This is a genomic window from Kocuria palustris (genome assembly GCF_007666205.1).
Lineage (GTDB): Bacteria > Actinomycetota > Actinomycetes > Actinomycetales > Micrococcaceae > Kocuria > Kocuria palustris_A.
This window is the reverse complement of sequence record NZ_VDOR01000003.1, coordinates 363,088-376,441: the sequence shown is the minus strand read 5'-3', so window position 1 is coordinate 376,441 and position 13,354 is coordinate 363,088. Positions and strand designations below refer to the sequence as shown.

At 70.4% G+C, this 13,354-nt stretch carries 13 protein-coding genes; 11 read left to right on the top strand and 2 right to left on the bottom strand.

The window, feature by feature from the left end; translation table 11 throughout:
• Window positions 1-617: 617 nt before the first annotated feature.
• From FSY66_RS05880 to FSY66_RS05850, 7 genes are all read left to right on the top strand, one after another.
• Window positions 618-1,955, top strand: a complete 1,338-nt coding sequence (locus FSY66_RS05880; protein ID WP_260853499.1) for a CpaF family protein — start codon at window positions 618-620, stop codon at window positions 1,953-1,955.
• Complete coding sequence (locus FSY66_RS05875; RefSeq protein WP_006215282.1) at window positions 1,952-2,815, top strand: type II secretion system F family protein; 864 nt, start codon at window positions 1,952-1,954, stop codon at window positions 2,813-2,815. The genes FSY66_RS05880 and FSY66_RS05875 overlap by 4 nt, the downstream gene beginning before the upstream one ends.
• The gene (locus FSY66_RS05870; protein ID WP_144792135.1) at window positions 2,812-3,753 is read left to right on the top strand and encodes a type II secretion system F family protein; all 942 of its coding nucleotides are present in this window, start codon (window positions 2,812-2,814) and stop codon (window positions 3,751-3,753) included. Before FSY66_RS05875 ends, FSY66_RS05870 begins: the two co-directional genes overlap by 4 nt.
• Before the next feature lie 88 nt (window positions 3,754-3,841).
• Window positions 3,842-4,090: a hypothetical protein gene (locus tag FSY66_RS05865; protein ID WP_144792133.1), complete on the top strand. Its 249-nt coding sequence runs from the start codon at window positions 3,842-3,844 to the stop codon at window positions 4,088-4,090.
• Complete coding sequence (locus FSY66_RS05860) at window positions 4,083-4,487, top strand: pilus assembly protein (protein WP_313955537.1); 405 nt, start codon at window positions 4,083-4,085, stop codon at window positions 4,485-4,487. Before FSY66_RS05865 ends, FSY66_RS05860 begins: the two co-directional genes overlap by 8 nt.
• Entirely contained in the window at window positions 4,468-4,920 is a 453-nt protein-coding gene (locus FSY66_RS05855; RefSeq protein ID WP_144792131.1) for a hypothetical protein, read from the top strand. The genes FSY66_RS05860 and FSY66_RS05855 overlap by 20 nt, the downstream gene beginning before the upstream one ends.
• Complete coding sequence (locus tag FSY66_RS05850) at window positions 4,917-5,369, top strand: pilus assembly protein TadG-related protein (RefSeq protein ID WP_144792129.1); 453 nt, start codon at window positions 4,917-4,919, stop codon at window positions 5,367-5,369. Before FSY66_RS05855 ends, FSY66_RS05850 begins: the two co-directional genes overlap by 4 nt.
• Window positions 5,370-5,429: 60 nt before the next feature.
• Here the strand turns inward: FSY66_RS05850 and FSY66_RS05845 are convergent, their stop codons facing one another.
• Together FSY66_RS05845 and FSY66_RS05840 are read right to left on the bottom strand one after the other, a co-directional pair.
• Window positions 5,430-6,203, bottom strand: a complete 774-nt coding sequence (locus tag FSY66_RS05845; RefSeq protein ID WP_144792127.1) for a hypothetical protein — start codon at window positions 6,201-6,203, stop codon at window positions 5,430-5,432.
• Between the two features lie 300 nt (window positions 6,204-6,503).
• Window positions 6,504-7,277, bottom strand: a complete 774-nt coding sequence (locus tag FSY66_RS05840; RefSeq protein ID WP_144792125.1) for an enoyl-CoA hydratase — start codon at window positions 7,275-7,277, stop codon at window positions 6,504-6,506.
• A gap of 122 nt (window positions 7,278-7,399) precedes the next feature.
• On the opposite strand from FSY66_RS05840, the gene FSY66_RS05835 reads away from it, so the two are divergent.
• The 4 genes from FSY66_RS05835 to FSY66_RS05820 all read left to right on the top strand — a co-directional run bounded on the left by FSY66_RS05835 (window position 7,400) and on the right by FSY66_RS05820 (window position 13,341).
• Complete coding sequence (locus tag FSY66_RS05835; protein WP_260853498.1) at window positions 7,400-9,115, top strand: long-chain-fatty-acid--CoA ligase; 1,716 nt, start codon at window positions 7,400-7,402, stop codon at window positions 9,113-9,115.
• A gap of 131 nt (window positions 9,116-9,246) precedes the next feature.
• Entirely contained in the window at window positions 9,247-10,254 is a 1,008-nt protein-coding gene (locus FSY66_RS05830; RefSeq protein ID WP_144792123.1) for an alpha/beta hydrolase family protein, read from the top strand.
• Window positions 10,255-10,397: 143 nt separating this feature from the next.
• The gene (locus FSY66_RS05825) at window positions 10,398-12,074 is read left to right on the top strand and encodes a long-chain-fatty-acid--CoA ligase (protein WP_144792121.1); all 1,677 of its coding nucleotides are present in this window, start codon (window positions 10,398-10,400) and stop codon (window positions 12,072-12,074) included.
• Window positions 12,075-12,120: 46 nt separating this feature from the next.
• Window positions 12,121-13,341, top strand: a complete 1,221-nt coding sequence (locus FSY66_RS05820; protein WP_144792119.1) for an acetyl-CoA C-acetyltransferase — start codon at window positions 12,121-12,123, stop codon at window positions 13,339-13,341.
• Window positions 13,342-13,354: the final 13 nt, after the last annotated feature.

The window sequence follows — 13,354 nt, the reverse complement described above, 5'->3', positions numbered from 1 at the left end:
GTGGCGATCATCCCCCGGCCTCACGCGTCCCGGCCCCTGCCAATAACGTCATGCCCTCTTACAGCTAGCGGTGCCGCGGGACGGGAGGATGGCACGCAACGTCAGCGCTCGAAGAGCCGTCGATAGGGACTGCCGCACGATCAGGTCAGGTCAAGATGACCTGACCTATCCATGCGGCAGTCCCTCCTCACCTGACGTGCCACTCAGTGTTCCCCGAGATGACGACACACGATCGACGTCCCGCCCTGTCCCATCGCGAGAGGCCGATTCTTCCCGTCCGTCACTATGACCGAGCGTCTCTCCACCGCTCCAACGCCCTTGCAGTGAATCTTCGACCGGTCGCGGGGAAGGTCGCAGCCTGCGAGGAAGCAAAAGGGTCGGCAGCGACGTCGAAGGGAGGGCCCCCTGCGAGGATCAGCGGATGCGTTAAGCGGGTCATAACTGCACGAATGATCATTCTGCGTCGCTACTTTGCGGTCACTTCCCGGCTTGCACGGGTGTGTTCCCCCAGGTCGGAGAAGTGTTATCCACACCCTGGACCAAGGTCCATGTACCGCCTGCCCCCTGAGCTCTAGATTCCTCGGCAATCGGGGTTGTCGAGCGGATGGGGGTCCGTGATGGCTGCAGTGCTGCAGGGGCAGACGCGCCCACGGGGCTTGTCTGCGGTGCGTGGGCGTCGTCGAGCCGGACAGGTCGAGGAGTCGCAGCTCAGCTCACGGGTGATCGCCGAGGTCCGCGAGCAGGTGCGTCGTCGGGGTCTGGATCCGTTCGATGCGCCCACCGAGGTGGCCTCGATCGTCGACGCCGTCCTGAATGAGCACGATCAGATCTCGGCGCGCACGGGCTCCGCGTCGTTCGAGGACCTGGAGGAGGTCCGCCATCGGATCCTGGACGCTGTCGCCGGCTTCGGGGTGCTGCAGCCGCTGCTCGACGACGACTCGATCGAGGAAGTGTGGATCAACGGCCCCGATGAGGTGTTCGTGGCCCGCAGCGGAGAGTCCGAGCTGACGGGGCTGCACGTGGAGCCGGAGGAGGTCCGGCAACTGGTGGAGCGGATGCTGCGACGCTCCGGCCGACGCCTGGATCTCAGCTCGCCGTTCGTGGACGCCTCCCTTCCCGACGGCTCGCGCCTGCACGTGGTCATTCCGGATGTCACCCGTGAGCACTGGTCGGTGAACATCCGCAAGTTCGTGGTGGCGGCACGACGGATCGCGGACATGGTCCGACTGGGCTCCATGAGCCAGGAGGCGGGGACGTTCCTCTCGGAGGCCACGCGGGCGGGGCTGAACATCCTGGTCTCCGGAGCCACGCAGGCGGGCAAGACCACCATGCTCAACTGCCTGTGCGCGCAGATCGACCCGCGGCAGCGCGTGGTCACGGTCGAGGAGATCTTCGAGCTGCAGATCCCGCTGCGCGACGTGGTCGGGATGCAGTGCCGGCAGGCGAACCTCGAGGGCACCGGCGAGATCCCCATGCGGCGGCTCGTGAAGGAGGCACTTCGGATGCGACCTGATCGGCTGATCGTGGGGGAGGTCCGCGAGGCCGAGTCCCTGGACATGCTCATCGCGCTGAACGCCGGCCTCCCGGGGATGGCCAGCCTGCATGCGAATTCCGCGAGGGACGCCGTCACCAAGATCTGCACGCTGCCGCTGCTCGCGGGCGAGAACATCTCCTCGGCGTTCGTGGTGCCCACCGTGGCCGCGTGCTTCGATCTGGTGGTCCACTGCCGTCGTCGCCCCGACGGGCACCGAGAGGTGGAGGAGATCCTGGCCGTCGGCACCCGGGTCGAGAACGGGATCATCGAGACGTCGACTCTGTTCCATCGGGTCGGCGGCGATTTGGTCGCAGCCGGTGCCGAGGTTCCGGCCCCGGGGAAGTTCGCTCTTGCGGGCATCTCCACCGAGCAGGTGCGCGAGTGCCTGGGCCGCAGCCGTGACGACGGGTCGGGACGATGATCACCGGTGTCCTGCTCGGGCTGCTGCTCGGGGCCGGACTGTGCCTGATCTGGTGGTCGTTCTGGACCCAGGTCACGCCGCGTGCGCAACGACGGCGTCGTGAGGGACTTCTGCGCCGGCGCCTGGATCGTGCCGGGATGCATGCGGTGCGCCCCGGCTCGTTCGTGCTGCTGTCCGTCGTCGTGGCGGCCCTGGCCGCGGTGATCGTGTGGGCCGTGTCCGGGGGTGCGGTGTTCGGCCTGTGCGCGGGCATCGTGTCGCTGTTCGTCCCGTGGTCCCTGCTGGGGCGGCGCATGCGCCGTCGCTCGCACCAGCTGCGCACCGTGTGGCCGGACGTGGTGGACATGCTGCGCTCGGCGATCCGCGCGGGGCTCTCGCTGCCCGAGGCCCTGGCCCAGCTGCAGCACCGGGGCCCGGAGATCGTGCAGCCGGCCTTCGAGCGCTTCGCCGGCGACTACCGGGCCACTGGGCAGTTCCTCCCGGCGCTGGACGCCCTCAAGGAGGAGCTCGCCGATCCGGTGGCCGACAACATCATCGAATCCCTGCGCGTCACCCGGGAGGTGGGCGGCACGGACCTGGGTCGGCTGCTCGGCACGCTCTCCGAGTTCCTGCGCGAGAACTCGCGGACCCGCAGCGAGCTGGAGGCCCGGCAGTCGTGGACGGTCAATGCGGCGCGGCTGTCCGTGGCCGCGCCCTGGCTCATCCTGCTGCTCATGGCCAGCCAGCCGGCGGCCGTGAGCGCCTATGACAGCCCGGCTGGCGCGGTCGTGCTGCTCGGCGGTCTGGCGATCTCCGCGATCGCCTATCGCCTCATGCTGCGCCTCGGTGCTCTGCCCGAACCGGAGCGGGTGCTCCGATGAGCCTGCCTTTCGCCATCCCGCTGATCATCGGCACCGTGCTGGGGCTCGGGCTGTGGCTGATGCTCGTGCCCGCGCCGTCCAGCTCCCGTCGTCGCTTCACGCGTCGAGTGGTGATGCAGATGCGCGCCACGGATCCAGCGGTTCGCCATGCCGAACACGTGCGCACCCGCGACCAGCGCGGACTGCTGGCCATCGGCATGGCACTGGCCTCTCCGGTGGGACTGGGGCTGGGGCGGCGCCTCGGCGGGGATGCCCAGCGTCAGCTCCTGCGCAGGCTGGAGCGCGAGGGGGCGGGCCGCAGCCTCGCCGACTACCGGACGGAGCAGGTCCTCTGCGCCTTGGCCGGTGCGGTCATCGGCGGCGTCTGGGGCGCGGCGGCTGTCCTGCGACTCGGTGCGCCGGGGCCTGCGGTCCTGCTGCTGCTCATCGGCGGTGCGCTCAGCGGGGCCTGGGCCCGCAGCTGGTGGCTCGGGAACCGGATCTCCGGCCGCGAGACCCGCATGCTCGCCGAGTTCCCCGCGATCGCCGAGCTTCTGGCCCTGTCCGTCGGCGCAGGCGAGTCCACCCTGGGCGCCCTCGAGCGCGTGAGCCGGATCGCCGATGGAGTGCTGGCAGAGCAGTTCCGCTCCGTGCTCGATCGCACCCGCTCCGGTATCCCGCTGACCGAGTCGCTGCAGGAGTTCGCCGACCGGGTCGAGGTCACGCACATCTCCCGCTTCGTCGCGGGCATCGCCGTGGCCATGGAGCGCGGCACGCCGCTCGCCGAGGTCCTGCGCTCACAGGCCCAGGACGTCCGCGACCAGGACAAGCGCGAGCTCATGGAGATGGCCGGGCGCAAGGAGATCGCCATGATGGTGCCCCTCGTCTTCATGGTGCTTCCGCTGTCCGTGCTCTTCGCCGTGTTCCCGGGCATCGCCGTCCTCCAGCTGGGCCTCTGATGCGTCCCCGCACTCGGTCGCCGCCCGCGGCAGCACGACCTGCTCTCCCCATCCCAGCACCGCTCCGACTCTCCCGAAAGGCAGCCCGATGACCCGCAGAAGCTCCCTCGACTCCGTCCGTATCAGCCGCGCTCCGTCGGATCCCGCCGCGCGCCTCGTCATCTTCCCGCCGTCGCCGTCGCCGTCTCCGTCGGACGGTCCCGACCGCGGCGACGTCCCCGGCTGGGTGATGCTCACCCTCATGTCCGCCGTCCTCGTGGCCGGTCTGCTCCTCATCGCCCAGCCGGCATTGGAGGGGCTCTTCAACGATGCGATCTCACGGGTGACCGGTGGCTGACCCAGCGGCCTCGCCGCGGCCCGCCGACGGCACGGACGCGGGCTCGGTGGTCGCCGAATGGGCGATGGTCGCGGGCCTGAGCGCCGTCCTCTTCGCGATCACCCTCCAGCTGGTCTTCGCCCTGCACGTGCGCAATGTGCTGATCGACTCCGCATCGCACGGCGCGCGCTACGGGACGCTGGCCGATCGGGGGCCGGCGGATGCCGAGGCCCGGGCTCGTGAGCTGATCGGCGGATCGATCGGCGAGCGCTTCGCCGGCGACGTCACTGCAGTGCCCGCCGAGGTGCAGGGGTCCCCGACGCTCGAGGTCCGTGTCGTGGCACCGCTGCCCGTCATCGGGCCCTTCGGCCCGCCCGGAGCCATCGAGGTGAGCGGCCATGCCGTCGACTGGTCGTGACGGCTCCGACCGCCCATGCCGCGAGGAGGCCGACGACGGGTCTGCGATCGTCGAGTTCATCCTGCTCGGAGCGATCCTGCTGGTACCGATCCTGATCTTCGTCGGGGTGCTGGCGCAGGCCCAGGCGGCCGCGTTCGCAGCCGTGTCCGCAGCTCAGCAAGGGGCTCAGGTGCTGGCCACACAGCCGGCCGGGGAGGTCACCACGGCCCAGGTCCAGGCTGCGGCCGCGCTGCCGGCCGCCGATCAGGGGTTCGACGACGGTGAGGTGACCGTCTCGGTGACCTGCTCGGACGGGGCATGCCAGAAGCCCGGTGCGACAGCGACCGTGACGGCGGCGGCGACCGTCGAGCTGCCGCGCATCCCGTTCGTGGGGACGGTCGGCATCGCCGAGATGGAGCACTCCTCGACGATCGTGATCGGACGGTACTCATGAGCCGGCCGAGGGCTGACGAGGACGACGGGCAGATCTCGATCCTGGTGATCGGGATGATGCTCATCCTGCTGCTGGCCATGATCGTGGTCATGGCCGTGACCTCCGTCCACCTGGCGGAGCGGAAGCTTCAGGTCCATGCCGATCACGCGGCACTCGGCGCTGCCGACACGTTCACGCAGCTCCACGGCACGGAGGGCACGGGGACCGCGCCCACCGCGGTGCTCGACGACGCGTCGGTCTCCGGGGCCGCCGAGTCCTACCTGCTGAGCGTGGAGGCAGAGCACGATCTCGACGGTCTGGCGATCGGCACGGGGACAGGCTCCACGGACGGCCGTACGGCGCGGGTGCATCTCACCGCGGTGGCCCGACCGCCGGTGGTCGCCTGGATCGTGCCCGCGGGGATCCCCGTCGAAGCCACCGGCGAGGCCAGAGCCGAGTTCGGGCGCTGACGCCGCAGGCCCAGGTGTCGACGCCCGCCGATCCGCACGTCGTGCTCACCCCGAGCCTGCTCAGCCCCAGGCGCGCGTCAGCAGGTCGTCGAAGCTTCGCGGCTCCTCCAGCTCGGGCAGCTCGAGGCGGCCCCCGGCCGCGAAGCCGCACAGACGACGATTCGCGGTCATCACCCAGTTGGATCCCGGGCACCCGAGCGGCGTCAGCTCCTTGATGCCCATGGTGTAGAGCTCCGGGTCTCGGAACGGAGCGAGCGTCTCGCGCAGCAGGGCCTGGATCTCCGGAACGACCAGCAGGTCCCAGGAGCACCGGTGGATGCGCCGGACGACCTTGATGCCGTCGAGGAACCCGATCATGCCTTCCGGTCCCGTGAGATCCGCCCACACGCTGAGATGACCGGGCGGCACGGTGCAGACCGTGTCGACCGCCAGGAGCATGTCCTCGATGATGCGCGTCGCGGTGAGCAGCTCGAACTGCAGGAGATCGTCGGCGGTGTCGTGCGCGCCCCTGTCCTGCGTGGGCGAGAGCAGCCGGCCGAGGACGCCGCGGGGCCCAGGAGAGCTCTCTTCCACGGGGATCTCGAAGCTCAGGCGATACGCTCCCGCCTCATCCGTTCGGATGCCGCACCGGACCTGTGCCCTGGAGGACGCGGCCATGCTGCGCGGCTGTGCGGTGAAGATCTCATCGGCCAGGGCGGCGCAGGCCTCGAAAGCGGTGCGGGTGAGGTGGTCGAAGACGAGGCGCGGTCTGAGTCTGATCGTCCGGTACTCGACCAGCACCGCGTCGAAGGCATGGAGCGGCTGAGCGGAGGAGAGCTGGGGGGTTTGCGTCATGACCGTTCTGGGTGGGGGTGCCGCAGAGCTCAGCAGGGGGGATCTGGGCTGGAGCCTCGGGGCAGTCGAGGTCCGGGGCGGCGCGGGCAGGAAACTCCTCCACGATAGATAAATGCACTTATGAATCGGAATTGGTTGCCGATTGGTTGCATGCGAAACGAATTGGGTGCCGATGTCGAGATGCTCGCACGGACGGGCGGGCATCGAACGCCGGCGGAGCGCGAAGTGCTCGACGCGGCACGTGCCGCGGCAGTGGCAGTCGACGAGCGCGACCCGCAGCGAGGGCGAGGTGAGCGCCCCTCACTCGAACTGCGCGAAGTCCGGCGTCCGCTTCTGCGCGAAGGCCTCGAGGGCCTCCTGCGCCTCGGGGCTGCGCAGACGCTGCGCGAAGACCTCGATCTCCGTCTCCATGCGCTCCAGGAGGGCGGGGACATCGCGCATGAGCCGCTTGGTCTCGGCCAGTGACCGGGCGGAGCGGGCGACGAGCTCGCCGGCCAGTCGGGAGGCCTCCTCACCGACCCGATCCGAGGGGACCGCGGAGGTGGCCATGCCTGCGGACAGGGCCTCCTGGGCGCTCAGCGGCTGACCCAGGGCGACCATCGCGAAGGCCCGGGCGTGGCCGAGGCGCTGGGGGAGCAGCAGGGTCGAGCAGGCCTCGGGCACCAGGGCGAGGTCCACGAACGGCGCGGTCAGGGAGGCGTCGTCGGCCATGACGACGAGGTCGCAGTGCAGCAGCATCGTGGTGCCGACACCCACGGCACGGCCCTGCACCGCGGCGATGAGGGGCACGGGGCAGCGGATCAGGGCCCGCAGGAACCGGGTCACCGGCCAGTCGCCGCTCGGGCGGTCGTCGCCGGCCAGCTGCGCGAAGTCGGACAGGTCGTTCCCGGCCGTGAACAGCGCGCCCTCGGCGTGCAGGACGACCACGCGGACCTCGGGGTCGGAGGCCGCGCGCTCGAGGGCCTCGGCCAGACCGGTGTACATGTCGTGGGTGAGCGCATTGCGCTTGTCCGCCCGGTCGAGCACGACGGTGAGCACGCGGTCCTCGAACGAGGCGCGGATGTCCTGGGCCATGGGGCTCCTCCTGCGGATCGGCCGTCGCGCGGGATGCGCACGATGCAGTGATGCACGCCACTATCCCACGCGCCGAGCGCGGAGGCGATCATCGGAGGCCGGAGGTGATCTACAGTCAGCAGATGCAGGACATGACGCACATCACCGAGGAGCGCGATCGCATGGCCCCCGCAGACGACCTCATCATGGGCACGCCGTCCACCATGGGCGACGACGAGCAGCTGACCACCACCCGGCTGCTGCGCGATGCCGCCCGGACCTACGGCGACCAGGAGATCCGGTACCGGACCGACGACGGGGTCTGGCAGACCACGGACTACGCGCGCACCTGGCAGCGGGTGCTGCGCATGGGCTCGGCGCTGAGCGAGCTGGGCATCGGCCCCGGCTCCAAGGTCGGGCTGCTGCTGTGGAACGGCCTGCACCACTTCGAGTCGTACTTCTCCGTGCCGCTGACCGGCGCCACCATGGTCCAGCTCAACCTGCGCCTGGCGCCGAAGGACTTGGCCTACGTGATCGAGCACAGCGGCGTGTCCGTGATCGTCATCGACCACTCGCTGCTCGACCTGGCTCGTTCGCTGCGCCAGCACGTCTCGGAGGAGATCCGCTGGATCGTCGCCTCCCACGACGACGTCGAGCCGGAATGGCGGGAGGTCGCGGAGCCGAGCAGCTACGAGCAGCTCGTGGAGCGCTCCGAGCCGCTGGCGCGGATCCCGAACATGTCGGAGCGCAGCGCATCGGGCGCCTGCTACACCACGGGCACGACGGGCCGGCCCAAGGGCGTCTACTACTCGCACCGCTCCGTGTGGCTGCATGCCGCGGCGGTGGCCTGCAACGGAGGGATCACCATGGACGACGGCGTCCTGATGCTGACCCCGATGTTCCACGTCCAGTGCTGGGGCCTGCCCTATGCCGCGACCATGGTCGGCGCGCGCGTGATCCTGCCCGGGCGCTTCGACCTGGGGGACATGGATGCGCTGATCGACTCGATCATCGAGTGCGGCGTGACGTTCTCCCCGGCCGCCCCGGCGATCCTCATGCCCATGCTGCGCGCGCTCAAGCGCCGGGAGGACCCGCCGCGGCTGGACCGGCTGCGCTTCATCAGCGGCGGCAGCGAGCCGCCGGTCTCGATGGTCCGCCAGTTCCACGAGCTCACGGGCGCCGAGGTCATGCATCTCTACGGCGCCACCGAGACCTCGCCCCTGGTGACCATCAACCGCATGAAGCCCTCGGTGGCCGCCAAGGTCTCCGAGGACGAGGCCTGGGAGATGCGCAAGTACCAGGGCCTCGTGCCGGCCGGCGTCGAGGTGAAGCTCGTGGACCCCACGGGGGAGGAGCTGGCATGGGACGGCGAGACGGTGGGGGAGTTCCGCTACCGCGGCCCGTGGATCACCCGGGCCTACGCCGACAATCCCGAGGCGAACGCATCCGCCTTCGACGAGGAGGGCTTCTGGCGCAGCGGCGACATGGGCTATCTGACGGAGCACGGCTATCTGAAGATCACGGATCGGCTCAAGGATGTGATCAAGTCCGGTGGGGAGTGGATCTCGTCGATCGATATGGAGAACCAGCTGATGGCGATCGACGGCGTGGTGGAGGCCACGGTGATCGGGGTGCCGCATCCGAAGTGGGAGGAGCGGCCGCTGGCGCTGGTGGTGCGCTCGGAGGGCTCGGGGGTGACCGACGAGTCGGTGCGCGAGCATCTGTCCGGGACGTTCGCGTCGTGGCAGCTGCCGGATGAGATCCGCTTCGTGGACGAGATCGCCCGCACCAGCGTCGGGAAGATCAACAAGCGCAAGCTGCGCGACGAGTTCTCCGACGCCTACGCCGAGCAGTCCTGAGCCCGCAACCCATGCGATCCTCCGAATCCGCTGGGCGATGAAGCGGGCTCTCATCTGCCGTCCCTAGGGTCTGGGCCGTCAGGGGGCGCCGCTGCGGCTCCCCGTCGGCAGCCTTCCGAGAGGACCCTCCCGTGCAGAGCCGCCCGCTTCCCACGACCCAGCCCCCGGCCGGGACCGAGAACGATCCGCGATCGGCCCGCAGGCCGCGGCCGGCGCGGCTGAGCATCGGCGTGCTCGCGCTGAGCCTGACGCTGGCGGGCTGCTCGGGCGGGTCGGAGGGAGCCGAGGGACGGCAGGGCGCCGCCGGGCAGGAGCCTGCTGACGCCCGGGAGACAGCCGGCGGCCAGGAGCTGACCGGCGCAGGGGACTACGAGTTCTCGCACGGCGACCAGGAGCTCGACGTGCACTACTCGAACGAGGCCGCCGACCCTGCGACCGCACGGATCGTCGTGGTCATGCACGGCACCGGCCGCACCGCCGACAGCTACCGCGATGCCTTCGCCGCCGAAGCGCAGGGCGAGAACGTCATCATCCTGGCCCCGGAGTTCGACGACAACGCCTACGAGGGGTCCGAGGACTACCAGGGCGGCAACCTGGAGGAGGGCGACGGCGACGTCAACGAGGAGGAGGACCGATCCTTCGAGCTCATCGAGCCGATGGTCGACGACGTCGTGGAGCGCGTCGGCGGCGAGCAGGACAGCTTCTCGATCTTCGGGCACTCCGCCGGCGGGCAGTTCGTCCACCGCTACCTGGCCTACGCGCCGGATGCCCCCGTGGACGCGGCCGTCGCGGCCAACGCCGGGTGGTACATGATGCCCGATGACACCATCGCCTTCCCCTACGGAACGGGCGAGGCCCCGGTGGACGTCGACACCGAGCGGTGGGTCGCCCAGGACATGCTGGTGCTGCTGGGCGAGGACGACGTGGAGCAGGACGAGAACCTGCGCGACACCCCCGAGGCCATGGCGCAGGGGCAGACCCGCCTGGAGCGGGGCAGGTCGTTCCACGAGGCCGGCGAGGAGGCCGCCGCGGGCGGCGACTTCGGCTGGGAGCTGCGCACGGTGCCGGACGCCGGGCACGACAAGGCCGAGATGGCCCCCGAGGCGAAGGACTACATCCTGAGCCACGAGCAGTCCTGAGCCGACGGCGCCCTCGGGCTGCGCTCGGGCGCCGAGCCCGGCCGGGTGGGGCGTCGCAATGCGCAAAGGCTTTGCATGCGCGGACGGCCGCGCGCTTGACTGCCGACACAGTGGGACGTGAAGCAGATCACAGGAGTGCGGCCATGAGCGCAGGGCGAGAGCTGATCCACGGGGCGCCGTCCACGATGGGCGATCACGAGCAGCTGACCACCACCCGGATGCTGCGCGATGCGGCCCGCAGCTTCGGTGACCAGGAGATCTCCTGGCGCGCCGATGCGGGGCAGTGGCAGTCCACGGACTACGCCCGCACCTGGGAGCGGGTCCGGCGCATGGGCTCCGCCCTCGGAGATCTGGGCATCGGCCCCGATGCGCGGGTGGGCCTGCTCCTGTGGAACGGCCTGGAGCACTTCGAGTCGTACTTCTCGGTCCCGCTGGTGGGGGCCACCATGGTGCAGCTCAACATGCGCCTGGCGCCGGCCGATCTGGCGTACGTGATCGGCCACAGCCGCGTGACCGCGCTGATCGTCGACCACACGCTGCTGCGGCTGGCCCAGGGCCTGAGGCAGCACATCCCTCAGGTGAGGCAGTGGATCGTGACCGGCCCGGAGGCAGCGCTGGAGGAATGGGGCGACATCCCGGACGTCCGTTCCTACGAGCAGCTCATCGCCGGGTCGGAGCCGCTGGCCGAGATCCCGAACATCGCCGAGACCACCGCCTCCGGGGCCTGCTACACCACCGGCACCACGGGTCGGCCCAAGGGCGTCTTCATGTCCCACCGCTCGGTGTGGCTGCATGCGATGGCCATCAGCTCGAACGTGGGGCTCACCGGCGCCGACCGGGTCATGATGCTGACGCCGATGTTCCACGCGCAGTGCTGGGGCCTGCCCTATGCGGCCACCGCCGTCGGGGCCCAGCTGGTCCTGCCCGGGCGCTTCACCCTCGACGACATGGACATGCTGACCGATGCCGTCGTGGAGCAGGGCGTGACCGTGGCTCCGGCCGCCCCGGCGATCCTCATGCCCATGCTGCGCGCGCTCAAGCGCCGGGAGGACCCGCCGCGCCTCGACGGCCTGCGGTTCATCTGCGGAGCCAGCGAGCCGCCCGTGTCCATGATGCGCTGCTTCCACGAGCTGACGGGCGCGGAGGTCGTGCATGCCTACGGCGCCACCGAGACCTCGCCCGTCGTGTCGATGAATCGGATGAAGCCCTCGGTGGCCGCCGTGCTCTCCGAGGAGGAGGCCTGGCAGATGCGGAGGTACCAGGGCCTGGTCGTCGTCGGCGTCGACATCAGGATCGTGGATCCGACCGGCGAGGAGGTCCCGGCCGACGGGCGGACGCCCGGCGAGGTGCGCCTGCGGGGGCCATGGATCACGGCCTCCTACGCCGAGAACCCCGAGGCCGATGCCGCAGGGTTCGACGAGGAGGGCTTCTGGCGCAGCGGCGACGTCGGCTATCTGACGGAGCACGGCTATCTGAAGATCACGGATCGGCTCAAGGATGTGATCAAGTCCGGTGGGGAGTGGATCTCGTCGATCGATATGGAGAACCAGCTGATGGCGATCGACGGCGTGGTGGAGGCCACGGTGATCGGGGTGCCGCATCCGAAGTGGGAGGAGCGGCCGCTGGCGCTGGTGGTGCGCTCGGAGGGCCCGGGGGTGACCGACGAGTCGGTGCGCGAGCATCTGTCCGGGACGTTCGCGTCGTGGCAGCTGCCGGATGAGATCCGCTTCGTGGACGAGATCGCCCGCACCAGCGTCGGGAAGATCGACAAGAAGAGGCTTCGCGACGACTACGCCGCGGCCTACACGTTCGGCTCGTGAGCGCCGCCCGCGAACCGCGACCGACCGCACCGCCAGGAAGGCACCCATGACAGCACCGGCAGAAGCCCTCATCTACGACGCGATCCGCACGCCGCGCGGCCTCGGCAAGCCGCGGGGCGCCCTGCACGAGGTCAAGCCCATCGACCTGCTCGGGGGCCTGCTGGACGCCCTGCGCGAGCGCCACCCCGATCTGGACCCTGCGGGCATCGAGGACATCGTGCTCGGCTGCGTGACGCCGGTCGGCGATCAGGGGGCCGACATCGCGCGCATCGCCGCGATCAAGGCGGGGATGCCCGAGAGCGTGGCCGGGGTCCAGCTCAACCGCTTCTGCGGATCGGGACTCGAGGCCGTCAACCAGGCCGCCGCCCGGGTGCGCTCCGGCTGGGAGTCGCTGCTGATCGGCGGAGGGGTCGAGTCGATGTCCCGCGTCCCGATGGCCTCCGACGGCGGCGCATGGGCCATGGACCCGGCCACCGCGATCGCGGCCGACTTCGTCCCGCAGGGGATCTCGGCCGATCTCATCGCCACGCGCGAGGGGTTCACGCGCCAGGAGCTCGACGAGTTCTCGGCCCAGAGCCACCGGCGGGCCGCCCGCGCCTGGGACGAGGGCCGATTCGCCGACTCCGTGATCCCCGTGCGGGATATCAACGGGCTGAGCATCCTGGACCGCGACGAGACCATCCGCCCCGAGTCCACCGCCGCGTCGCTGTCGGAGCTGCCCCCGGCCTTCGCCGAGATCGGCACGGTCGGCGGCTTCGACTTCGTGGCCGCCGAGCGGTACCCCGAGGTCGAGCGGATCGAGCACCTGCACCACGCGGGCAGCTCATCGGGCATCGTCGACGGGGCGTCGCTCGTGCTCGTGGGCAGCCGAGAGGCCGGGCGGCGACATGGCCTGCGGGCCCGGGCACGGATCGTCTCCGCGGCGGTCGTCGGCTCGGAGCCCACGATCATGCTCACCGGCCCCGCGCCCGCTTGCCGCAAGGCCCTCGAGACGGCCGGGCTCACCGCCTCCGACATCGACCTGGTCGAGATCAACGAGGCCTTCGCCGCCGTGCCGCTGAAGCTGCTGCGCGACATGGGCTGGTCGGAGGAGCAGACCAATGTCAACGGCGGGGCCATCGCCATGGGCCACCCGCTGGGCGCGACCGGCGCCATGATCCTGGGAACCCTCGTGGACGAGCTCGAGCGCCGGGACCTGGAGCACGGGATCGCGACCCTGTGCATCGGCGGCGGCATGGGCATCGCCACCGTCGTGCAGCGGGTCTGAGCCCCGTCCGGTC

Excerpts from the sequence above, each read along its gene's own strand:
- FSY66_RS05820 (WP_144792119.1), top strand. The coding sequence starts at position 12,121 with ATGACAGCACCGGCAGAAGCCCTCATCTACGACGCGATCCGCACGCCG.
- FSY66_RS05865 (WP_144792133.1), top strand. The coding sequence starts at position 3,842 with ATGACCCGCAGAAGCTCCCTCGACTCCGTCCGTATCAGCCGCGCTCCG.
- FSY66_RS05835 (WP_260853498.1), top strand. The coding sequence starts at position 7,400 with ATGCAGGACATGACGCACATCACCGAGGAGCGCGATCGCATGGCCCCC.
- FSY66_RS05840 (WP_144792125.1), bottom strand. The coding sequence starts at position 7,277 with ATGGCCCAGGACATCCGCGCCTCGTTCGAGGACCGCGTGCTCACCGTC.
- FSY66_RS05845 (WP_144792127.1), bottom strand. The coding sequence starts at position 6,203 with ATGACGCAAACCCCCCAGCTCTCCTCCGCTCAGCCGCTCCATGCCTTC.
- FSY66_RS05880 (WP_260853499.1), top strand. The coding sequence starts at position 618 with ATGGCTGCAGTGCTGCAGGGGCAGACGCGCCCACGGGGCTTGTCTGCG.
- FSY66_RS05875 (WP_006215282.1), top strand. The coding sequence starts at position 1,952 with ATGATCACCGGTGTCCTGCTCGGGCTGCTGCTCGGGGCCGGACTGTGC.
- FSY66_RS05870 (WP_144792135.1), top strand. The coding sequence starts at position 2,812 with ATGAGCCTGCCTTTCGCCATCCCGCTGATCATCGGCACCGTGCTGGGG.
- FSY66_RS05825 (WP_144792121.1), top strand. The coding sequence starts at position 10,398 with ATGAGCGCAGGGCGAGAGCTGATCCACGGGGCGCCGTCCACGATGGGC.
- FSY66_RS05855 (WP_144792131.1), top strand. The coding sequence starts at position 4,468 with ATGCCGTCGACTGGTCGTGACGGCTCCGACCGCCCATGCCGCGAGGAG.
- FSY66_RS05850 (WP_144792129.1), top strand. The coding sequence starts at position 4,917 with ATGAGCCGGCCGAGGGCTGACGAGGACGACGGGCAGATCTCGATCCTG.